The following is a 20,904-nucleotide window of genomic DNA, read 5'->3' as shown; positions in this document are numbered from 1 at the left end:
GTATGCGAGTCGTTTATTTCGCCAGCGGCTGTGGCGTTATCGCATGCGCCAGAGCATGAGTCGCCGGGGAAATTGCTGGGACAATGCGCCAATGGAGCGCGTGTTCCGCAGCTTGAAAACGGAGTGGATACCGACCACGGGTTACCGAACGGCTCAAGAAGCCCAGCGCGATATCAGCCACTTCTTGATGCATCGGTACAACTGGGTTCGACCCCATCAATTCAACGGTGGGCTGGCGCCAGCACGGGCCGAAGAAAAACTTAACGTCGTGTCCGGGATTAGTTGACCACTACATGATGCCTCTAGCCCCTAGATCAGTTCAATGAAGGAACAGAAGAAATGATCGAAACCCGCCTGCTACGCCAATTTATTGCCGTGGCTGAAGAGCTGAATTTCCACAAGGCCGCTACTCGCCTGCACATGGCCCAGCCGCCATTGAGCCAAGCCATCAATCGGCTGGAAGACAAACTGGGGTTCAGTCTGTTCACGCGCAGTAAACGCGGGGTCAAGCTGACCCCGGCCGGCGGTGCATTCCTGAACGCTGCCTACAGCACGTTGAAGGAACTGGAGCTGGGCATCGAGCACGCCCGCCAAGTGTCCCAGGGCATTGCTGGCACACTCACGGTGACTACGTTGTCGATCGCCTACTACGACTCACTGCTCAATACCCTGAGGCAGTTCCGTGAGACCTACCCCAAAGTTCAGTTGATCATCAAGGAGATGCCCTCTTCCAGCCAGGCCAAGGCCATTCTGTCGGGAGAAGCGGATATTGCCTTCATGCGCCAGTTGCCGATCTCGGCGGAAAACGTCGAGTCACGCCTGTTGCTGGACGAAGAGATCGTGATGGCGCTGTCCGTCCATCACCCGAAGGCGAAAGAAGGTCAAATCGACTTGAGGGATTTCGCCGGAGAAAACTTCGTATTCACTCCCCAAACCTTGGGCATCGGCTATCACAATCAGTTGGTCGCCTTGTGTGAAGCCGCCGGTTTCTACCCCAAGGTGGTGCAGGAGGCCGCGCAGATCCAAACCTTGATCGGCTTGGTGGCCTGCGATTTCGGCGTCGCCCTGGTGCCTGAGTCGATTGCCAACTCAATCATGCGCGACAAGGTCGTGTTTCGCCGGATCCACCCTGTAAGTGCCTCACCCAACCCGGCCATCGGCCTGTACATGAGCTGGAACACCGACAACGAATCACCGTTGATGGACTGCTTCATTTCCATGCTCGACTCCAACGACGTTGGTGTACAGGCTGGGGGAGCTGCCAGGGCGCTTGATTTCAGAGAGGCGCAGTGTGTGGGTGACTCGTTAGGGGACGCTTGACGGTCGACGCTATCAACAGCGTCGGCAGTAGCAACCCCAGCACCAGCCACGGAATCGTCTGTGCGCCCCACCCTGCCAGTAGCACTCCACCGATCACACCACTGCCCGCGAACGCCAGGTTGAAGACTGTCACCAGCATTGATTGCGCGATATCAGCACCCTCACCTGCCACCTCGGCCAAGGCCGTTTGCAATAAGGTGGGCGCGCCACCAAAGCTCAGCCCCCACAGCACAAGACAGAGGTAAACGGTACTGTCAGCCAGCCCACCCACACTCAAGGTAAACGCAACCAGCACGAAGATGGCCAAGTTGATGAGGATCAACCGCCGCAGCCTGCCGTCGATCAATACACCGGTGATCCACAGACCCGCCAAAGCGGCAATACCAAATGACAAGAGGCCGCGGTCGACCTGCCCGGCCAGTCCGACAGAAGCCATGAACGCAGCAATGTACGTGTAGAGCGTGTAGTGGGCCAAAATCCAGAGCATGACCACTGCAAGCACTGACCTAACGCCGGGTGTTTTCAGGACTTGGCGCAGCGGTACGCGCTGTGTGGAGCGCTGCCCGGCAAAATCCGGAACTCTGAGGTGCGTCCACAGCATGAGCAGCAGGCTCAATATTGAAAGCACGCCAAACACCCAGCGCCACCCGAGCAACTGACCCAACCAGGCGCTGAATGGCACGCCCAATGCCAGCGCCAATGGAATACCGAGCATGGCCACTGCCATGGCGCGTCCTTGTAAGGCCGGCGCGACCAAGCGTCTGGCGTAGCCCGCCAGCAAGCTCCAGGCCAAGCCTGTGGCGATCCCCACGACAAAACGAGCAGCTAATGTCAGACCAAACCACGGTGAAAGCGCGGTGATTGCGTTGCACACACAAAACACCCCGGCAGCCACCCATAGCAACAAACGCCGGCGCGAGCCTTGCAGCGCAAGGGTCAGAGGAATGGCCGCCAACCCGGAACCCAGCGCGCATAACGTAACCAACTGCCCGGCCCAGGCTTGTGATACACCAAACGCCTCGGCGATCTGTGGCAACAGCCCTGCGGGCACTGTCTCGTTGGCCGTGGCGATAAAACTGGCCATGGTTAGCGCTAGTAAGGCACCAAGCGGGAGACGCCCGGCAGAAGCTATTTCGGGCCTGCGTGAAGCTGTCAGTGTTGCAGTTTCAGTGTGTCTTTTGCCGGTCATGACCAATGCTCAATAGCGATAGAAAGCAAGAGTCTGGGCAATTGCCAAGCAATTGATAATTGGCCTACCCTTTGATGAACTTTCAAATTCAAGTTGAATATGGCCACTGACCGATTGGGTGATATGCGTTTGTTCGTCGAGGCTGCAGCGCTAGGCAGTTTGTCGGCTGCGGGCCGAAAGCTCGGGTTGTCGCCTGCGGCAGCCAGCGCGCGACTTATCAAGCTGGAAGCAGCCCTGCACACCAAACTGTTCGATCGCACAACCCGACAATTACGCCTGACAGAAGAAGGCCGGTTCTACTTACAACACTGCGGGGTAGCCTTGCAGGCGATTGATGAAGCTGAAGCAGGACTGCAAGCCAGTGGCAAAGAAGTATGTGGGAAAGTGCGAATTTCCGCATCGGCGGATTTTGGCCGCAATCTGTTGAATGACTGGCTACAAGACTTCAGCGCAATGCACCCGGACTTGAACATCGCCCTGACGCTGTCAGATTCCGTGTCGAATCTGGTGCAGGACGATATCGATCTGGCGATCCGCTTTGGCCAGCCACGTGACAGCTCGATGATCGCCCGGCAACTGGCCCCCAACTGGCGGGTGCTGTGTGCTTCACCGCACTACCTCGCGCGCTATGGCGAGCCGCAAAACCCGGCGGACCTGATTGATCACAGGTTCATCGTGCTGGTCACGTCGGCGGGACCACTGAATACCTTTCACTTTGTGGTAGAGGGGCATGCGTGGGATCACGTCGTGCCCATGGCCGAAACGTGGGAAACCAACGACGGCGCGCTGGCCCGTGAATGGGCGCTGGCCGGTCATGGCATCGCCCGGAAAACCATTTGGGATGCAGCCGAGGATATCCGAACGGGTCGATTGAAAGTCCTGCTCCCGGACTTTTGTCTTCCTGAAGCGGGTGTGTATGCCGTGTTACATGGCAATCGCTACCGCATTCCTCGCGTACGTGTGTTGCTGGACTTTTTGGTGGAGCGCTTCGGTCAGGCAGCCGAAGAGCTGTTGCGGAATGTGAAGGCACCATGACAATCCAGGCAGGTGCATCCTGCCTGGAGTTCACGTTAATCACTCACTCGGAACGTATTGCATCTCACCGTTGCCAAATGACCAGTCCTCGCGTTTGACATCGATCAAATTGATCCAGATATCTTCCTTTCTCAGGCCGGTTTTCGCGTGAATACCCTCTGCGATGGCTTTGTAGAATGCCTTTTTCACCTCGATTGTGCGCCCGGCATTCCAAGTGATCTGGATAAACACAATCTTCGGCGTGTAACTCACCCCCAGATACCCGGCGGCCGGATAGACCAGTTCGTCTTTGGCATGGCGGTAAATGATCTGGAACTTGTCATGCTCAGGCACGTTAGCGACGTCAACCATCGCCTGGTAAATAACATCACTGATGGCAGACACGGTCTGTTCCGTCGTTTCAGCGGCAAGATCTATTCTGACTAAGGGCATCGAACAATCCTTTTTAAAGAAAGTGTGTGGTGCACGGTCCACGTGAGTGTGGTCCATGCTTTTACCTTAGGCTCGACAGGAAAACGCAGCAAGCGCATAGTTTTCTCAAAGATCATGAGAGAAAAGCATGCTATTTCAGGATTTAAAAGCCTTCGTCACCGTCATTGAGTGTGCTTCGCTGACCAAAGCAGCGCATACCTTGTGCCTGACCCAGTCGGCCGTGTCTCGTCGCATACAGCACCTCGAAGAAACCCTGGGCGCGACCCTGTTAGATCGCACGACCCGGCCTCCCTCGCCCACCGCAATGGGCTACCGGGTGTATGAAAAAGCAGTGCAACTGCTGCGCGATGCGAATTATCTGATCAATATCCCTCAAGAAAACGCAACGCCAAGCGGGCGCTATCGTCTGGGATTGACGCAAATCATCGCCGATGCCGTGATGTTCGACACGGTAACCCGGTTACGAGCGCAGTTTTCAGATCTGCAAATCCAGCTCGTGACTCAATGGAGTTCCGAGCTGGAGCAACTGGTGTCGCGGGGGGAATTGGATGCCGCCAGCTTGATGATCCCGGCGCCAAGCAACCCTGCCCCGCATCTGGACAACAGATTGATCACAACCTTCAAGGTTTTGGTGGTCCAGAGCACACACACGCCTCTCGCAGGTTCGATGAGCGACATAAAAAGCCTGTCTTCCCACGACTGGATTTTGAATCCCGAAGGGTGTGGTTATCGGGAAGCGCTGCAGGCGGCCATGGGTAGCCAAGGGCTAACACTGAAAGTCAGTGTCGACACCCAGGGCGCAGTCAACCAAATGCGCATGGTAGCTGCCGGAATGGGGTTAGGACTCATCCCGCAGCAGCTTCTGAATGCCAGCCCTTTAGCGCAAGAACTATCCGTCATCACCGTTGATGACTTTGAACTGAGCATGGATGTCTGGATGGTGTACTCACCCCAGCCCGGGAACCTGCGTGCCGCCAATGAATTGCTGACCCAAAGCATTGCTGAATCCCTGCGCTAACACCGCGTCGGCCTATGGGAGCTGCGAACCGATATAAATGACAGCGATCATCTATTGAATAGATTTTGCCTAACATGTATTTTGATCCTCGACTGCCGTGCCCCCCATGAGGATCACGCGGCACCCACTGCCTGTACACGTCAGAGAGATGAACAAATGAGCTTGAAAGACAAAATGATTGGCCAACTCGGCTTCGGAACTGCTCCTTTGGGCAATATGTTCCGTGCCATTGACGAAGATGAAGCCGCTGCCACGGTTGAGGCGGCCTGGGACCATGGCATTCGCTTCTTCGACACCGCTCCGCTCTACGGCGCCGGGCTATCCGAGACACGATTGGGCAAGGCCTTGGCACAGCATCATCGTGATGAGTACACCCTGGCCACCAAAATTGGTCGGTTGATCTCTGATGAATTGAATGATGCCAAACACACGGGGGCGTTCGGCCAGGGCAACCTGAACAAATTGCTCAGCGATTACTCCGCCGATGCAACATTGCGGTCGATCGAAAGCAGCCTTGAGCGTCTGGGCACAGACCGTTTGGATATCGTGTTTGTGCATGACGTCGCCCAAGACACCCACGGGGATGAATGGATCGAACATTTCAACGTAGCTCGCAAAGGCGCCTTCAAAGCCCTTGCCCGCCTTAAAGAAGAAGGCGTGATCAAGGCTTGGGGCCTGGGCGTAAACCGAGTCGAGCCGTGCGAATTGACCCTGGATCTGGATGAGGTACGCCCGGACGGGTTCTTGCTGGCAGGTCGCTACACCCTGTTGGATCACGAGCAACCGCTGCAGCGCCTTTTCGCCAAAGCCAAGGCCAAAGGCGCCGAGTTCATCACCGGCGGCCCTTACAGCTCCGGGGTTCTGGTGGGCGGCAAACACTTCGAATACCAGCCAGCCACAGCGGCCATGCTGGACAAGGTCAAGCGCATCCATGAGATCGCTCGCCGCTTCAATGTCGACATCAAGGCCGCAGCGTTGCAGTTCCCGCTGGCCAACCCGGCCGTTACCGCAGTGATTCCCGGCGCCAGTCGGCCTTCACGGATCAGCGAAGACACTCAAGCCTTCAAGGCCGTGATCCCGCAAGCGTTTTGGCAAGCCATGAGAGACGCCGGATTCATTTCACCGAACGCCCCCACCCCGACTGCTGAGTAACCAACGTGGTGGCATGACAGCTTGCTTGGTAATACCGTGAATAGGACTGCTAAAGACAAACAGCACGACCTTATATATGATCGACAACCTTTATTATCCAAGCGAGGCTGTCATGCCCAGAGTCTCCCGAGCACAAACCGAACTCAACAAGATAAAAATCACCGAAACCGCCGCCAAACTGTTTCGTGAGCGCGGCTTTCAAGGCATCACTCTGGCCGAAGTGATGCACGCCTCAGGTCTGACGCACGGTGGTTTTTACGGCCATTTCAAGTCCAAGGAAGCGCTGGCAAACGAAGCCTGTGCCCAAGCCTTTGAGCAATCAAAAACGGTATGGCGCGAAAAGATTGCTGCGCACGGCGAGAAGCCCGCGGCGCGTGAAGCAGTTATCGATCACTACCTTGCCCAAGGGCAGCACGATGACCTTTGCCCGGTGGTGGCCTTTGCCGGCGAAGTCGCACGTGAAGATGAGCAATCCGCGGTTCACGACACCTTCCTGCGTGGGCTGAGCATGCTCATCGACACGTATATGTCCACGCTGGAGAACGATGGCACTGAACAAGGTCTCAAGGCCCAGAGACAGCAAGCGCTGGTTGAGTACTCAATGATGGTGGGCGCCGTGACGCTGGCTCGAGCGGCTGGCCAGGCACCGCTCGCAGAAGAAATCCTAGAAGCCGCGAAGGCATTTCTCAGCCACAGGGCACCCGACAGCCAATAAGCGGGTCGTTTGCAGTTGGCACCCTGTAGCCGCTGTTCAGCCGTTCGCTACCAAAGCGCATAGGTGTAGTTGATGTACAGCCGAGTCTGATCCTGGTTTTGCAGGGTTGAAGTGGGCAGTTCGGTTCTAAAGTTAGCCCGCCGCAATGAAACGCCCAGCCCTTTCAGTGAGCCGCTCTGAACGGTGTAGTCCAGGCGGTAATCACTCTCCCATTCACTATAGCGCCCGGTCGTTGCATTACCGATGCCGCGAATATCCTGGCCTTTGACATAGGTCCATTGGGCTCTGAACCCCGGCAACCCCAGGCTTGCGAAGTCATACCGATAGATACCAAATGTCGAGTTCTCACCCGCACGGGTGAAGTTGTTGATCATGATGTCGGTGTACAAATAAACGCTGGCCCCACCCTCGCCCTCTGAGCGCCCGCGTCCGTTCACCAGATTGCCGTTGGTGACATAGGGCATGCCACCCCTGTCACTGACCCGTTGATGCCCAAGCGTCAGCGAATGTGCATTCAGTGCATAGGTAAACGCTGCAGACCAGGTGGTGTTATCGATTTTCCCTGAGCCGCCCGCGTTATAACCGCCTTTATATTGGTAATCGGGGTCACGACCGTTCTTGCCGTCAGAGTGACTATTGAAGTAACGCAGGTCCGTTTTAAGTGACTGTTGCGTGTCTATCTGCAGATCATGAATCAAGCCGACAAAAGACTGCCCGTAATAATCATCCAGTTGCGCGTAGTAATACTGCAGCAGCAGGTTTTTAGCGGGCTTCCAGTCCGCGCCCGCAAATCTGAAGGCATCAGCGCTTTTGCGCCCTCCCGCCGCAATGCCGCCCCAGTTGCTGGAGGCGCGGCCTATAGCCCGGTCCAATTGCCCGGCCGTGAATGTCACGTTGTTAATGTCTTGCGATGTCAGCATTGCCCCCTGAAAAGACTGAGGCAACAAACGTGCATCATTGGCCACCAGGATCGGCAAGTTGGGTGCCAGCGCATTACCGGCTTTAAGCTCAGTGCTGGAGACCTTCAAACGGATATTGGCCCCCATACGGCTCCAGTTATCGACCGGCGTGCCATTGGTGTTGACCGGGGTGATGGTGTTACTGGTCGAGGGGCTGTGCGGTGAAATCCCGCCGTCCAGATTGACGCCCAGCAAGCCCAGGACATCCAGCCCGACGCCCATTAATCCCTTGGTATAACCCGAGTTGAAGTCAACTCTTAAACCCGTGACTGACTGGCGTTGATCGACACCATTGTTTCCACGTTGGTCACTTTCGAAATAGAGCGAGCGAGAACCCATGGAGGCTTTACTGTCGTCTATAAAACCCGCAGACCAGGCCGGTTGATAAAAGGCGGCCACGGTTAGACCAAGTGCCATTGCACGTTTATTCATGTGTGTTTTTCCATGCGAGCGTAAAGCCCGCTGTCAGTCGCACGTTATTGTTGTTATTAGCCACACTTGTAAAACTTCAACACTCAAACAGACTGCGCATTGAATAACGGGCGTTATCTTCGCGTTGCGCGAAGCGCTTACATAATGTTCGAGCTGGCCACAAAGTGCCCAGGAGTCACTTCGAGATAACTCATATCAGGGGCCTGATAGTTGATGTCATAGATTCGGCTCGGCGCCACCTCCTCAATCAGCTCAAAGCGTTTTCTGGCCACGGTGATATCCGCTGACGGCACCGCGCTTAATAATTTCTGGGTGTAGGGATGCTGAGGATTCTCGAACACCGAATGACGCGGGCCAATTTCTACAATACGCCCGTGATACATCACCCCGACGCGGTGGCTGACCCGCTCAACCACGGCCAGGTCATGGGAGATAAACAGGAACGAAATACCCATGTCCCGCTGTAAGTCCTGCAAGAGGTTAATCACCTGGGCCTGAATGGACACGTCCAGCGCCGACACGGCTTCATCGGCAATGATCAACTTGGGCGATAGCGTCAGAGCGCGGGCAATGCAGATCCGCTGCCGTTGACCGCCAGAAAACTCGTGCGGGTAGCGTTGCGCATGTTCGGCAGACAGCCCCACCCGCTCCAGCAGGCTTCGCACTTGTCTGCGTGCCTCGGCGCCATGGGCGATGTTATGCACCTTCAGCGGTTCCAGCAGGCTGTCTTCAATGGTCAACCGTGGATTGAGCGAGGCATAAGGGTCCTGAAAAACCATTTGAATGTCCCGGCGCAACGCCTGCATGTCTGGCTTGTTCAACGCCCCGAGGTGTTTGCCGTTGAACACGATATCGCCGCCCTGTATGGGCATCAGCCCGGCGATTGCCCGCGCGCTGGTGGATTTGCCACACCCGGACTCCCCCACCAGCGCCAGGGTTTCGCCCGAATAGATGTCAAAGTCGATGGCTTCAACCGCATGCACACGGCGCTGCACCCTGCCCAGCAAGCCACCCTTGAGGTCATAACGAATGGACAACGACTTGACGCTGAGAATCGGCGGCTGCCGATAATCAGGTGCGACAGCCGGCTGTGCCGCAGGCCCGGATGAATGTTGATCCTCGATCAGCGCAAATTTCGCCGGCAGCAACGTACCGTGCATCGAACCGATTTTCGGCACCGCCGCCAGCAACGCGCGGGTATAAGGCTGTTGCGGCGACTGCAATACGGCGTTGACCGATCCCTGCTCCACGGTCTCGCCTTTCTTCATCACCATGACCTGATCTGCGACCTCAGCCACAACCCCCATGTCATGGGTGATAAAGATCACGCCCATGGCCAGGCTGTCTTGCAGCTCCTTGATGATGCGCAAAATCTGCGCCTGTACGGTAACGTCCAGGGCGGTGGTCGGTTCGTCTGCGATCAGCAACGTCGGCTCGCAGACCAGCGACATGGCAATCATGATGCGCTGGCGCATCCCGCCGGAAAGCTCATGGGGGAAGCGGTTCATCACTTGCCGGGCATCCGGGATACGCACCCGGTCGAGCATGCGCAGTGCCTGGGCTTGAGCCTCGGCACGGCTGCAATGCTTATGCAGGATGATCGCTTCGGTCAATTGAGCACTGACCTTGAACACCGGGTTCAGCGAGGTCATGGGCTCCTGAAAAATCATCGACATCGACGCGCCCCGCAAATGGCGCATCACCGACTCTGGCGCCGAGACCAGGTCTATGACTTGGTTGTCCCGGGTGTGCAGCTCCATCGAACCCGACAGCACCCGCCCGCCAGCGCGCTTGGTCAGGCCCATCATGGCCATTGAGGTCACCGACTTGCCGGAACCGGACTCGCCGACAATGGCCAAGGTCTGCCCGCGCTTCACATCGAACGACACGTCGCGCACAACGGGGACTTCGCGCCCGACAGGGCCGAACCCTACGCTCAGGTTTCGTACCCGAGCGACCAGATTCTCATTCATGTGCGACTCCTTGATCGACGATCTTCGACACAGCCGCATCAAGATCGGCACGGCAACGGGCAAGCTTCACGCGGTGCTGGTCAACCCACTCGCTGTCCTCGGCCAGCTCTTGGCGGGCAATCGCCAGCAAGCGCTTGATCTCGTCCGGGCTGACACCGCCCGCAGAAATCCGCGTCTCGACAAAGCGCCGTGGGTTCAACGCCTCACGTACCTGTTCATCGGTGTACTGAAGCGGCGAACCGATAGTCTCGATGGCGGCCTCGTCCAGTTCAGCACCGGTCACCTGTGCCGGGGTCACACCCGCACGCAAGCTGTTGCGCACCAGACGCGCCACCACGTGATGCACCTGACGGAACGAAACACCCCGCTCACGCACGATCACGTCCGCCAGATTGCTCGCGGTACACCAACTGCCTGCGAGCAAATCGGCCATGCGGTCTTCATGCACGATCAGTGTCTCGATAATGCCGGTGAACAAGTCGAGCATGCCGTCAGTGATGGCCAGCGCATCATGGATCAACGGCAAATCGCGCATCGCCTGATCACCCGTGCCTTCTGCACGGAAGGTCGCCAGCGCAGTGCTCAGCCAGGTCACCGAACCTCCGGCGGCCTTCTTGATGGTTTCCAGGCCGCTGGGGTTCTTCTTCTGCGGGAAGATGCTGCTGGTGCCGCAGTAACCGTCATGGCTTTCGACCGTGGCAAACTCCACGCTCGACCAGATATGCAGGTCAGTGGCGAGGTCGTTCAGGTCGGCCATGATAAAGGACAAGGCGCTGATGGTTTCTGCCGCGTACCAGGCTTCACGGCCCAGTTTGGAGTTTTCGACCAGGCTGTCAAAACCCAGCAAATGTGTGGTGCGCTGGCGATCCAATGGCCAGGAAGTGCCTGCCAGCCCCACCGCGCCGAGCGGGTTACGGTTGACCCGGCTGTAGGCATGCATCAGGCGGCTGAAGCTGTCGTGCAGGCGCGTGGTGAAACTCAGCAGATAGTGGCCGAAGACCCAGGGCTGGGCGTGCTGCATATGGGTATAGCCCGGCATGATGGTGTTCGCGTGCTGAGCAGCCTTGTTAATCAGCGCCTGCTGGAAATCATTGAGCCGATCCAGCACACCCAGAATCCGTGTGCGGTCGTACAGCCGGCGTACCGTTGCGCCCTGGTCGATACGGCTGCGCCCAGTGTGCATCTGCCCGGCCGAATCCTCGCCGATTTTCGAGAACAGATAGGACTCAACTTGCAGCAAGAAGCTGCCTTTTTTCACATCGAACGGGAAGTCTGCCGGGGTCATTTCCCGGATTTTGCGCAGTTCGACCAGAATGGACTGGCCCACTTCCTCAGTCAGGATCTTCTGTTCAACCAGCATCACGGTATGGGCCAGATCCACTTCAACAAACTCATGAAATTGCCGCTTCTCGGTTTCAAGCGCAGGGATATCGTGATGTTTAACCATGCGTTCAGCAGGCGGAGCACTCAAACGGGCATCCGTTAACAGGGCTTCGTTGGCATGTAAATTGGACATCTAAATCACCGTTTAATGAGTTCTACATTCTTGAAATCGAAGGTCCCTTCGTAATTCACATCGAGACCGGTTAAATCTTTACGCACGCCGATAATTTGTTCCTGATCAAACAGCGGCAAGTTGTCCGGGTCTTGCTCCCATAAAATCTTTTGTATGTCCCGGTAATAAGAAAGGCGTTTATCAAGGTCCATTTCATGGGCCGCCTGTTTGAGCAACTGGTCAACTTCAGGGTTGCTATACCCCGTAAGGTTTTGCGGATCACCGGTCGACAACTTGCGCCTCAAGCGAATATCTGCGTCCGATAAACCAGTGCCCAACAACCACATATTGGCGTCGTTGGTGCCTTTACCCGTGCCCTTGCCAGGGTCCGCGCGGTACAGGCTTTTTTGATAGGTTGCCCACTCCCAGACTTTGAAATCCGTTTTAAGCCCCACGGCATTGAGATAGCCCTGAACCACTTCGGCCACCTGGCGGTCCTTGGTATAACGGCCTGCGGGCGTCCACATCACGACGGTGCCTGGATACCCCCCGGGATACACCTCGTTGATGAGCTTTCTCGCCGCCTCGGGGTCGTACTTGACGGGCTCAAACACTTGGCGCGCCTGAGTGCCTTCCGGGAATGGGCTGGTCGGCACGTGTCCATAACCCAGCAGCACCTTGTCAACCAGGGCCTGCCGATCAATCGCCATGCTCACCGCACGCCGAATGCGCGGGTCATCGAACGGCGGCTTGGTCAGGTTCATCTCGAAGAACACCTGAAACGTGCTGGGCACTCGCAACAAGTCAGACTTGTTGAGTGACTTCAATTCAATAGCCGCTTCGGGTGATAAATTGCCGGCCACGTCGGCATTGTGGGTGCGCAGTTCAATAACCCGCGAGGAATCTTCCCTGACCGGGCGGAAGACTATTTTTGACGGCTTTGCAGGCGGCCCATCGAAAGCCGTGTTCTTTTCGATGATCGCCTGGTCATTAGGTATCCAACTATCGAAGGTATAAGGCCCCGTACCAACAGGATGATGACCATAGGCGCGCCCGTATTTAGCTACCGCCGCCGGGCTGCTGATCGACGAAGACTCTTTGGCCAGCAACTCCAACAGGGTCGGTGAAGCTTCTTGGGTCGTAATCCGCAGTTCGTAGGGCGACAGTGCCTCGACCGCCGTAATGTCCCCATAGTAAGAGCGATGCGGGGACCCCAACTTGGGATCGCGAATCCGGTCCAGGTTGAACTTCACCGCCTCGGCATTGAAGTCCGTGCCGTCGTGAAACTTAACGCCCTGTTTTAATACAAACGTCCATTGTTTACCGTCTTCAGTTCTTGACCAGGACGTAGCCAGGTCAGGAATAACGGCAGAGCGATCGCGGCCTTTCCAGGCAACCAGGCGATTAAATAAGTGATTGATCACATTATAAGAAGGCACACTGCGCGAGATGGCCGGGTCCAACGTATCAATATCCGAGCCTTGCACGAATGTGATTTTCTGCGCCTCTGTGGCGTGAGCAACCATCGGCAAACTGAGTGACAGCCCTATCATGCCCACCACAGAAACACGGCGTATGAGTGCTGCCAGTAACGTTAAGCATCCCATTCTCTTTACTCGCTTTATTATTTTTGTAGCGTTTATCGGCGACTTCGCGACCTGCCGCAGGATCAGGCGTTTCGCGATTTCGGATCGATAAAGTCCCGTAGTGCATCGCCGACAATGTTGAAACTCAAAATGGTCAGCACCAGTGCGCAACCTGGCGCGAACAGCACGTAAGGGTGTGTGGTCAACAGCGGCCGTGACTCAGCGATCATCGAGCCCCACTCCGGGGTTGGCGGCGGTGGCCCCAGGCCCAGGAAGCTGAGCCCGGAACCGATCAGAATGGCCTCAGCCAGCGATACGGTGATTTGAATAATCACCAGCGAACCGATGTTGGGCAGAATGTGCACCAGCAACAATCGCAGGTCACTGACACCAATGGATTTTGAGGCCAGTACGAACTCACGGTTTCTCAAGGCCATGACCGGCCCGGCAAAGAAACGCACGTAGATCGGAATACTCGAGATAGCAATCGCCAGGGTCAGGCTCAGGATGCTGTTCCCGGCCACGGTGATCACCAGAATGGCGACCAGGGTTCTGGGGAACGCAATCATGGAGTCCATGATCCGCATGACCACGCTGGACATCGCGCCGTTGTAGTAGCCACAGGCGGCGCCAACCGAAACCCCCACCAGCATCGCAATGGCCACGCTGGAAACCGCCACGGTGAGTGTGATGCGCGCGCCCCATAACACGCGGCCCAACAAGTCCCGGCCCATTTGATCGGTGCCGAGCCAATATTGGCTGCCCGGCGCAATCAGCGACTGCGACAAGTTGATCTTGGTGACAGAGTCCCAATCGAACAACAACGGTGCGCACAGTGCAGCCACAATCATGGCGACAATGACAAACAGCGCGCACAGTGCAAACCAACGTTGATGGGAAATCAGAAAACCTACAAACCCCAATCGACGTTTTTTAGCCGGCTGTGTATCAGCCTTAGTTGTAGGTGATGCGAGGGTCGAGGATGCCATAGACCAGGTCCACCATTAAATTAATGATTACTACGAGGGCCGCAAATACAAGGATGGTTCCCTGAACTACGTAGAGATCTCGCGCCATGATTGCATCAATCAAATATCGCCCCATGCCGGGCCAGGCAAATACGGTTTCAACAATTACCGCACCGCCCAACAAACGACCGAAGTCCATGCCAAATACAGTGACCAAAGGAATCGCTGCATTGGAAAGAGCATGTTTAAGTACCACTTTGTAACTCGGTACACCCTTGGCATAGGCAGTACGGATGTAGTCTTCCTTGAGCACATCCATCATCGTGGAACGCGCCAGGCGGGAAAACGTAGCCACATACGGGAAGCCCAGCGTAATGGCCGGCAATAACAGATGCTGCCACCCGCCCCGGCCCGTGGGAGGAAGCCATCCCAGATAAGCCGAAAAGATCGACATCAGGATGAGCCCTAAAAAGAAGCCCGGCATCGAAATGCCCAGAACCGCAAAAGTGGTTAAGGCACTGTCAAGAAAACCTCGCGGGCGCAGCGCCGCAATAATGCCCAGTGGTACACCGATAATGATCGCCAGAAGCATGGCGGCCAAGGTCAGTTCAAGGGTCGCCGGTAAGGTTCGGGCGATACCTTGCAATACCGGTGTATAGGTTTGGAATGATTCCCCAAAGTCGCCGGTGACTATCTTTTTTACATATATGAAGTATTGCGTGGCGAGCGGTTTATCCAACCCGTAGTTATGGCGTATTTGCGCAATATCTTCTTCAGTTGCATCGGGTCCGGCTGCCAGTTGTGCCGGATCTCCCGGAATAAAATGCATCACCAGGAATACCACAATGGATACCCCTGCCAGCATTGGAAGCAGGAGTAATAACCTGCGCAAGGTGTAGTTCAGCACGAGTTGTCCTCTTCTTATTTTCTTCAGCACCGTCCGGCTTTGAATAGCGGCAAGTGCTGTGTTGCGAAACATCGCGGACAAATCATCGCTCTGTCACGTGACTATCGCAAACCGACAACATGTTGGACGCACATAACAAAATGTTATACGTTGCCCGGCGCTTGCGACCGATAACACCCATAAGAACGAGCACTACGATGAAGTTGAACCCGCGCCAACTCGAAGCCTTCCGGGCCGTCATGCTCACGGGCAGCATGACCATCGCCGCCGAAACCCTGCACATCAGCCAACCCGCCGTCAGCCGGCTGGTACGTGATCTGGAGGCAATACTGTCGCTCAGGCTGTTCCGCCGCGAAGGCAACCGCCTGATACCGGGCGCAGAAGCACAGCGTCTATACGCCGAAGTGGACAAGTTCTATCAAGGGATTGAGCGCATCGAGCGCATCGCAGAAGACTTGGTGACGCTGCGCACAGGCACGTTGCGCATCGCATCGATGAGCACCCTGGGGCTCAGTGTCGTGGCTGAAGGTGTTTGCCGTTTTGCCCGCAAACATCCTGAAGTCAGAACATCGCTGGATGTTCGCAACTCGTTGGGGATTCTGGAGCTGACATCGGCCAATCAGATAGACATCGGGTTTGTGCAGCTACCGTCTGGCGAGTATCCAGGGATTCACGCTATCGCCCTGCCCCCCATCAGCGCCGTGTGCGTGATGCCCGTCGACGACGCATTGGCCGTCAAAAGTGTCATTTCGCTTGAAGACCTGGATGGCCGTCGCCTGGTCACGCTAAACACCAATAACCCGCTGCAACGCCGGATCCACTCGGCGATGGAAGCACGCGGGGTCAGCGGTTTTTCGTGCGTAGAAACCACCTCGGCCCATTCCGCCTGCGGCATGGTCTCGGGCGGGCTGGGCATCACCCTTTGCGATCCGTTTACCGCCGCCTATACCCAGTATCCGGGCATTACGTACCGCAAGATTGATCAGCACCTGCCTTTCGAAGTGTCCATGATCTTTCCCGGCCACCAACAACGTTCGCAGCTGACACTGGACTTTATGCGCGTCATGGAAAATATCTTCGCTTCGCAGTTTGTTTCGATGATTCCCAGTGAAGCGTATTAAGCCAGGCATGGCCTGAGCGCTGGCGCACTCAAGCCATGCCCCTCAATGGGGCTCAGTTGCCCCAGCCAACCACGCCCTTGATTTCCAGGAAGTCGTGGATACCCCAGCCCGCATACTCGCGGCCGTTACCCGACTGTTTGTAGCCGCCAAACGGTGCAAAGGTGTCCCAGCTTGGATAGTTGAGATACACCGAGCCTGCACGCATGCGCCCGGCCACTTTTCGGGCATGTTCGATGTCCGTGGACTGGACATACGCCGCCAGGCCGTAAACGGTGTCATTGGCGATCTCGATGGCCTGCTCTTCGGTGTCGTAAGGCAGGATCGACAGCACCGGCCCGAAAATCTCTTCGCGGGCAATGGTCATCTGCGGCTGAACGTTGCCGAACACGGTGGGACGCACATAAAAGCCCGTTTCCAGGCCCTCAGGACGGCCAAGACCGCCAGTCACCAGGGTGGCGCCCTCCTCGATCCCGGCTTTGATCAAGCCCTGAATCTTGTCGAACTGCGCCGCGCTGATAACCGGGCCCAGGTTGGTTTTATCATCACGCGGACTGCCGGTGACCAGTTGCTCAGCCGCCTGCCGGGCGATTTCCAGGGCCCGGGCATGCTGCGCCGCCGGCACCAGCATGCGTGTCGGCGCATCGCAAGACTGCCCCGAGTTGGAGAAACAACCCTGCACCCCCTTGGCCACAGCGACGTCGAAATCCGCATCTGCCAGCAAGATATTCGCAGACTTGCCACCCAGTTCCTGAGCCACGCGTTTGACGGTATCCGCAGCGGACTTGGCGACCTGAATACCAGCGCGGGTGGAGCCGGTGAACGAAACCATATCGACCTGCGGATGGCTGCTCATCGGCTGCCCCACTGCAGGCCCCGTACCGTTGACCAGGTTGAACACCCCGGCAGGGACACCCGCCTCATGCAGGATCTCGGCAAAAATGATGCCGGTCAGCGGCGCAATTTCGCTGGGTTTGAGTACGACTGTGCAGCCCGCTGCAATGGCGGGGGCCACTTTGCACACGATCTGGTTCAGCGGCCAGTTCCACGGGGTGATCAGCGCACACACGCCTATCGCCTCGCGCACGACCCTGGTGGTGCCGTGCTGCTCGCTGAACGAGAACGACTTGAGCGCACTGATGGTCGACTCCAGATGCGCACGACCGCTCCACACCTGGGCGTCGCGAGCAAAATGCAGCGGCGCGCCCATTTCCTGGCTGACCGCCTTGACCAGATCTTCGTAACGCAGGTTGTAAACCCGCAAGATCTCCTCGAGCAGCGCCAGACGCTCAGCCACGCCGGTCTGCGAAAACGTTGGAAAAGCTTTGTAGGCCGCTTTCACCGCCTTGTCCACATCCTCGGCATTGCCCACGGCTATCTTGATAAAGGCCTGCTCGCTGGAAGGGTCGATCACCTCAAGCGTCTCGCCAGACGCAGCGTCTAGCCATTGACCGTCGATATAGAATTTCAGCGCATTGTTCATGTTTTTGTCTCGCTTGGACGCATATGCCGTTTTCAGGCTTCAGCCTGCGAACGGATGGACTGTTGGGTTTAGCACAACACCATCATTGATGACTGGGGAAAGCAAATTGCGCTGCTTCATGGCTCGCACGGCGTGGCCAGCGTTGCGTGATCGCCTTTTTGCGGGTGTAGAAGCGCACACCGTCCGGGCCATACGCATGCAAATCGCCAAAAAGCGATCGCTTCCAGCCACCGAAGCTGTGATAGCTGACCGGTACCGGCAGCGGGACGTTGACACCGACCATGCCCACTTCAATTTCATCGCAGAACAACCGGGCGGCTTCACCGTCACGGGTGAAAATGCAGGTGCCGTTGCCATATTCATGGGCATTGATCAATTGCATGGCTTCTTCCAGGCTACCCACCCGGACGATGCATAACACTGGGCCGAAGATTTCATCGGTGTAGATGCTCATCTGTGGCGTCACTCGATCGAACAACGTGCCGCCGACAAAAAAACCTTGCTCATGACCGGCAACCACCAGGTCACGACCGTCCACCAACAATTGCGCCCCCTGAGCAACACCCGCGTCGATGTAGCCCTTGACCTTGTCACGCGCCGCACCGGTAACCAACGGGCCCATGTCCAGGCCACAGGACGTGCCTGCGCCAATTTTCAGTGCGCGGATTTGTGGCACCAGCTTTTGCACCAGCGCATCCGCTATCGGGTCACCCACACACACCGCCACTGAGAGCGCCATGCAACGCTCGCCGCAAGAGCCGTAGGCCGCCCCCATTAAAGCGCCGACCGCATTGTCCAGTTCCGCGTCTGGCATCAGGACGCAATGGTTTTTCGCCCCGCCCAGCGCCTGGACACGTTTGCCGCGCTTGGTACCTTCGCTGTAGATGTACTCGGCAATCGGCGTCGATCCGACAAAACTCAGGGCTTTGACATGCTCGGACTGAATGAGCCCATCCACCGCTTCCTTGTCGCCGTGCACCACGCTCAGCACGCCTTTGGGCAACCCCGCCTGGATCAACAACTCAGCGATGTAGAGAGTAGAACTCGGGTCACGCTCGGAAGGTTTGAGGATGAAACAGTTACCGCACACAATCGCCAGCGGATACATCCACAGCGGCACCATGGCCGGGAAGTTGAACGGCGTGATACCCGCCACGACTCCCAGCGGCTGCAGATCGCTCCAGGCGTCGATGCCGGGGCCAACGTTGCGGCTGTATTCGCCCTTGAGCAGTTGCGGCGCGCCGCAGGCGAACTCAACGTTTTCAATGCCGCGCTTGAGTTCCCCCACGGCGTCTTCCAGCGTCTTGCCATGCTCTTCGCTGATCAGGCGGGCAATTTCGTCTTCCTGCTCTTCGAGCAGTTGCTTGAAGCGATACATCACTTGCGCGCGCTTGGCCGGAGGGGTATTGCGCCATGCTGGAAACGCCGCCCTGGCGGCTTCGATGGCCTGCTGCAGGGTGGCCGCGTCAGCCAGCGCCACATGCTTGCTGACACTACCCGTGGACGGATTGAACACCTCGGCGGTGCGACCTGTGCCCTGGACGCGAACGCCGTTAATCAGATGAGGAACGATACTGCCCATTACGACTCTCCCATGCCGGGCAAACAGTGTTTGCCCGGCCATTATTAAAAAGCGCTGTCTGCACCTGTAGCGTCAAAAGGCTCAGGCCTTGACGGCTGCCTGCAAGGCGATTTCAACCAGAATGTTGTCGGCGGCCATATTGGCCTCGACGGTGGCGCGTGCTGGCAATGCATCCTGGGGGATCCACTCGCGCCACACCGCGTTCATGGCGGCGAAATCCTGGACCGCATGCTTGAGCCAGATCTGGGCAAACAGAATGTGCGATTTGTCCGAGCCAGCTTCAGCCAGCAAGGCGTCGATCCGCGCCAGGACCTGGGCGGTTTGACCGGCGACGTCCTGGGTCCGGTCGGCGGGCACCTGGCCGGTGATATAGACGATGCCGTTGTGGACCAGGGCGTGGCTGAGCAAGCCCGGATTGGGTTGCAGGCGAGTAATGGTCATGGTGCTAACTCCTGTTGAGATTTGAAGGATGAGGTCAGGCGATTTTCAGGACCGTGCGCCCGACCAGTTGGCCTTGGCGCATGCGGGCAAAGATGTCGTTGATGTCTTCCAGGCGCTCAAGGCTGACCTGTGCCTTGACCTGCCCGCGCGCGGCAAACGCCACAGCTTCGTTAAGGTCCTGGCGGGTGCCGATGTTGGAGCCGGTGATCGAGAGCTCCCAGCCGCTGATGCTGGAAATGGAAGCGCGAACGGTATCGGCATCACCGCCCGGCAAACCGATGAATACCGCCGTGCCACCGGGGCGTAGCATCTTGATCGACTGCTCGAAAGCCGCATTGGCGGTAGCGGTGACCAACACTGCATGTACACCGCCAGGGATCTGCTGCTTGAGGGTGGCGACCGGGTTGTCGAGGGCATTGATCAGGCACTCGGCGCCATAACTGCGGGCCAGCTCAAGTTTGTCTGCCGACACATCGATGGCCGCCACGCGCAGGCCCATGGCAATGGCGTACTGCACGGCAACATGGCCCAGACCGCCGATACCCATGACCGCCACCCATTGCCCGGGCCGCGCACGTGAACGCATCAGGCCGCGATAGGTGGTGACGCCGGCACACAGGATCGGCGCCAGTGCATACAGGTCGGTATCAGGAGGGATGCTGGCCACAAAGGCGGCAGGGGCAATCATGTATTCGGCATAGCCGCCCTGCTTGCTGTAGCCAGTGGATTCGCGACGCTCGCAGATCGTTTCCATGCCCCCCAGGCAGAATTCGCAGGTGCCGCACGCGCTGTACATCCACGGCATACCGACCGCCGTACCGATGGCCGGCTCGGTCACGCCAGCTCCGTGAGCCGCCACATACCCTGTGATTTCGTGGCCCGGTATCAGCGGCAGCGTGGGTAAGTCGGACCAGTCACCGTCCATGGCATGCAAGTCACTGTGGCAAACGCCGCAGGCGACGATACGAATCAGAATTTCACCCGGCCCCGGGGTCGGGATGGAAACCTGTTCAATCCGCAGCGGCTCACCCACGGCATGCAGGACGGCAGCCTTCATGGTTTGACTCATCGCTCTCTCCTTAAAAATGCACCCGAACAC

General features: G+C 57.3%; 19 protein-coding genes. 7 read left to right on the top strand and 12 right to left on the bottom strand.

All coding sequences use genetic code 11. The features are described 5' to 3' along the window. Positions 1-286 (top strand): integrase core domain-containing protein (locus NTD86_RS21190; protein WP_262205212.1); only part of this gene is annotated, 286 nt, incomplete at its 5' end. 53 nt (positions 287-339) lie between these two features. Beyond that, a complete protein-coding gene (locus tag NTD86_RS21185) occupies positions 340-1,320 on the top strand; it encodes a LysR family transcriptional regulator (RefSeq protein WP_262205211.1) in 981 nt (326 codons plus the stop codon). Here NTD86_RS21185 and NTD86_RS21180 read toward each other — a convergent pair. Continuing rightward, positions 1,277-2,509 carry an MFS transporter gene (locus NTD86_RS21180; protein WP_410017001.1) on the bottom strand — a complete coding sequence of 411 codons (1,233 nt, stop codon included), beginning with the start codon at positions 2,507-2,509 and terminating at the stop codon, positions 1,277-1,279. The genes NTD86_RS21185 and NTD86_RS21180 overlap by 44 nt on opposite strands. A 99-nt stretch (positions 2,510-2,608) precedes the next feature. Between NTD86_RS21180 and NTD86_RS21175 the strand changes: the two genes are divergently transcribed. After that, entirely contained in the window at positions 2,609-3,544 is a 936-nt protein-coding gene (locus NTD86_RS21175; protein ID WP_262205209.1) for a LysR family transcriptional regulator, read from the top strand. A gap of 39 nt (positions 3,545-3,583) precedes the next feature. Here the strand turns inward: NTD86_RS21175 and NTD86_RS21170 are convergent, their stop codons facing one another. Continuing rightward, on the bottom strand, positions 3,584-4,033 hold the full coding sequence (locus tag NTD86_RS21170) for a tautomerase family protein (protein ID WP_262205208.1): 450 nt from the start codon (positions 4,031-4,033) through the stop codon (positions 3,584-3,586). A gap of 70 nt (positions 4,034-4,103) precedes the next feature. Here NTD86_RS21170 and NTD86_RS21165 point away from each other — a divergent pair, with 70 nt between their 5' ends. The 3 genes from NTD86_RS21165 (at position 4,104) to NTD86_RS21155 (ending at position 6,861) form a co-directional block, all read left to right on the top strand. Beyond that, a complete protein-coding gene (locus NTD86_RS21165; RefSeq protein ID WP_262205207.1) occupies positions 4,104-4,994 on the top strand; it encodes a LysR family transcriptional regulator in 891 nt (296 codons plus the stop codon). Between the two features lie 156 nt (positions 4,995-5,150). Beyond that, a complete protein-coding gene (locus tag NTD86_RS21160) occupies positions 5,151-6,146 on the top strand; it encodes an aldo/keto reductase (protein WP_262205206.1) in 996 nt (331 codons plus the stop codon). Between the two features lie 112 nt (positions 6,147-6,258). After that, complete coding sequence (locus tag NTD86_RS21155; RefSeq protein ID WP_262205205.1) at positions 6,259-6,861, top strand: TetR/AcrR family transcriptional regulator; 603 nt, start codon at positions 6,259-6,261, stop codon at positions 6,859-6,861. A gap of 47 nt (positions 6,862-6,908) precedes the next feature. Here NTD86_RS21155 and NTD86_RS21150 read toward each other — a convergent pair whose 3' ends face one another. The 6 genes from NTD86_RS21150 to NTD86_RS21125 form a co-directional block, all read right to left on the bottom strand. Beyond that, positions 6,909-8,252: an OprD family porin gene (locus NTD86_RS21150; protein WP_262205204.1), complete on the bottom strand. Its 1,344-nt coding sequence runs from the start codon at positions 8,250-8,252 to the stop codon at positions 6,909-6,911. 137 nt (positions 8,253-8,389) lie between these two features. Beyond that, the gene (locus tag NTD86_RS21145) at positions 8,390-10,225 is read right to left on the bottom strand and encodes an ABC transporter ATP-binding protein (RefSeq protein WP_262205203.1); all 1,836 of its coding nucleotides are present in this window, start codon (positions 10,223-10,225) and stop codon (positions 8,390-8,392) included. Then, on the bottom strand, positions 10,218-11,741 hold the full coding sequence (gene argH, locus NTD86_RS21140; protein WP_262205202.1) for an argininosuccinate lyase: 1,524 nt from the start codon (positions 11,739-11,741) through the stop codon (positions 10,218-10,220). The genes NTD86_RS21145 and argH overlap by 8 nt, the downstream gene beginning before the upstream one ends. A 5-nt stretch (positions 11,742-11,746) precedes the next feature. Then, positions 11,747-13,246: an ABC transporter substrate-binding protein gene (locus tag NTD86_RS21135; protein ID WP_262205201.1), complete on the bottom strand. Its 1,500-nt coding sequence runs from the start codon at positions 13,244-13,246 to the stop codon at positions 11,747-11,749. Between the two features lie 143 nt (positions 13,247-13,389). Then, complete coding sequence (locus NTD86_RS21130; protein ID WP_262205200.1) at positions 13,390-14,295, bottom strand: ABC transporter permease; 906 nt, start codon at positions 14,293-14,295, stop codon at positions 13,390-13,392. After that, entirely contained in the window at positions 14,261-15,253 is a 993-nt protein-coding gene (locus NTD86_RS21125; protein ID WP_262205199.1) for an ABC transporter permease, read from the bottom strand. Before NTD86_RS21125 ends, NTD86_RS21130 begins: the two co-directional genes overlap by 35 nt. Positions 15,254-15,378: 125 nt before the next feature. On the opposite strand from NTD86_RS21125, the gene NTD86_RS21120 reads away from it, so the two are divergent. After that, complete coding sequence (locus tag NTD86_RS21120) at positions 15,379-16,302, top strand: LysR substrate-binding domain-containing protein (RefSeq protein WP_262205198.1); 924 nt, start codon at positions 15,379-15,381, stop codon at positions 16,300-16,302. Positions 16,303-16,354: 52 nt separating this feature from the next. Here the strand turns inward: NTD86_RS21120 and NTD86_RS21115 are convergent, their stop codons facing one another. The 4 genes from NTD86_RS21115 to NTD86_RS21100 all read right to left on the bottom strand — a co-directional run bounded on the left by NTD86_RS21115 (position 16,355) and on the right by NTD86_RS21100 (position 20,874). Beyond that, positions 16,355-17,782, bottom strand: a complete 1,428-nt coding sequence (locus NTD86_RS21115; protein WP_262205197.1) for an aldehyde dehydrogenase family protein — start codon at positions 17,780-17,782, stop codon at positions 16,355-16,357. Between the two features lie 82 nt (positions 17,783-17,864). Continuing rightward, positions 17,865-19,364 carry a CoA-acylating methylmalonate-semialdehyde dehydrogenase gene (locus NTD86_RS21110; protein WP_262205196.1) on the bottom strand — a complete coding sequence of 500 codons (1,500 nt, stop codon included), beginning with the start codon at positions 19,362-19,364 and terminating at the stop codon, positions 17,865-17,867. Between the two features lie 81 nt (positions 19,365-19,445). After that, positions 19,446-19,805 (bottom strand): RidA family protein, encoded by a 360-nt coding sequence (locus NTD86_RS21105; protein ID WP_048371995.1) that lies wholly within the window; start codon positions 19,803-19,805, stop codon positions 19,446-19,448. Positions 19,806-19,839: 34 nt separating this feature from the next. Further along, complete coding sequence (locus NTD86_RS21100) at positions 19,840-20,874, bottom strand: zinc-dependent alcohol dehydrogenase (protein ID WP_262205195.1); 1,035 nt, start codon at positions 20,872-20,874, stop codon at positions 19,840-19,842. Positions 20,875-20,904: the final 30 nt, after the last annotated feature.

This window comes from Pseudomonas sp. 7P_10.2_Bac1 (assembly GCF_025465935.1).
In the GTDB taxonomy this organism is placed as follows: Bacteria; Pseudomonadota; Gammaproteobacteria; order Pseudomonadales; family Pseudomonadaceae; genus Aquipseudomonas.
The sequence above is the reverse complement of the archived record's forward strand: the minus strand, read 5'-3'. Positions and strand labels throughout refer to the sequence as shown.

What these genes read in the sequence shown, in the direction of transcription:
- NTD86_RS21185 (WP_262205211.1), top strand. Translation starts at nt 340, where the DNA reads ATGATCGAAACCCGCCTGCTACGCCAATTTATTGCCGTGGCTGAAGAG.
- NTD86_RS21180 (WP_410017001.1), bottom strand. Translation starts at nt 2,509, where the DNA reads ATGACCGGCAAAAGACACACTGAAACTGCAACACTGACAGCTTCACGC.
- NTD86_RS21175 (WP_262205209.1), top strand. Translation starts at nt 2,609, where the DNA reads ATGGCCACTGACCGATTGGGTGATATGCGTTTGTTCGTCGAGGCTGCA.
- NTD86_RS21170 (WP_262205208.1), bottom strand. Translation starts at nt 4,033, where the DNA reads ATGGACCACACTCACGTGGACCGTGCACCACACACTTTCTTTAAAAAG.
- NTD86_RS21165 (WP_262205207.1), top strand. Translation starts at nt 4,104, where the DNA reads ATGCTATTTCAGGATTTAAAAGCCTTCGTCACCGTCATTGAGTGTGCT.
- NTD86_RS21160 (WP_262205206.1), top strand. Translation starts at nt 5,151, where the DNA reads ATGAGCTTGAAAGACAAAATGATTGGCCAACTCGGCTTCGGAACTGCT.
- NTD86_RS21155 (WP_262205205.1), top strand. Translation starts at nt 6,259, where the DNA reads ATGCCCAGAGTCTCCCGAGCACAAACCGAACTCAACAAGATAAAAATC.
- NTD86_RS21150 (WP_262205204.1), bottom strand. Translation starts at nt 8,252, where the DNA reads ATGAATAAACGTGCAATGGCACTTGGTCTAACCGTGGCCGCCTTTTAT.
- NTD86_RS21145 (WP_262205203.1), bottom strand. Translation starts at nt 10,225, where the DNA reads ATGAATGAGAATCTGGTCGCTCGGGTACGAAACCTGAGCGTAGGGTTC.
- argH (WP_262205202.1), bottom strand. Translation starts at nt 11,741, where the DNA reads ATGTCCAATTTACATGCCAACGAAGCCCTGTTAACGGATGCCCGTTTG.
- NTD86_RS21135 (WP_262205201.1), bottom strand. Translation starts at nt 13,246, where the DNA reads ATGGTTGCTCACGCCACAGAGGCGCAGAAAATCACATTCGTGCAAGGC.
- NTD86_RS21130 (WP_262205200.1), bottom strand. Translation starts at nt 14,295, where the DNA reads ATGGCATCCTCGACCCTCGCATCACCTACAACTAAGGCTGATACACAG.
- NTD86_RS21125 (WP_262205199.1), bottom strand. Translation starts at nt 15,253, where the DNA reads ATGTTTCGCAACACAGCACTTGCCGCTATTCAAAGCCGGACGGTGCTG.
- NTD86_RS21120 (WP_262205198.1), top strand. Translation starts at nt 15,379, where the DNA reads ATGAAGTTGAACCCGCGCCAACTCGAAGCCTTCCGGGCCGTCATGCTC.
- NTD86_RS21115 (WP_262205197.1), bottom strand. Translation starts at nt 17,782, where the DNA reads ATGAACAATGCGCTGAAATTCTATATCGACGGTCAATGGCTAGACGCT.
- NTD86_RS21110 (WP_262205196.1), bottom strand. Translation starts at nt 19,364, where the DNA reads ATGGGCAGTATCGTTCCTCATCTGATTAACGGCGTTCGCGTCCAGGGC.
- NTD86_RS21105 (WP_048371995.1), bottom strand. Translation starts at nt 19,805, where the DNA reads ATGACCATTACTCGCCTGCAACCCAATCCGGGCTTGCTCAGCCACGCC.
- NTD86_RS21100 (WP_262205195.1), bottom strand. Translation starts at nt 20,874, where the DNA reads ATGAGTCAAACCATGAAGGCTGCCGTCCTGCATGCCGTGGGTGAGCCG.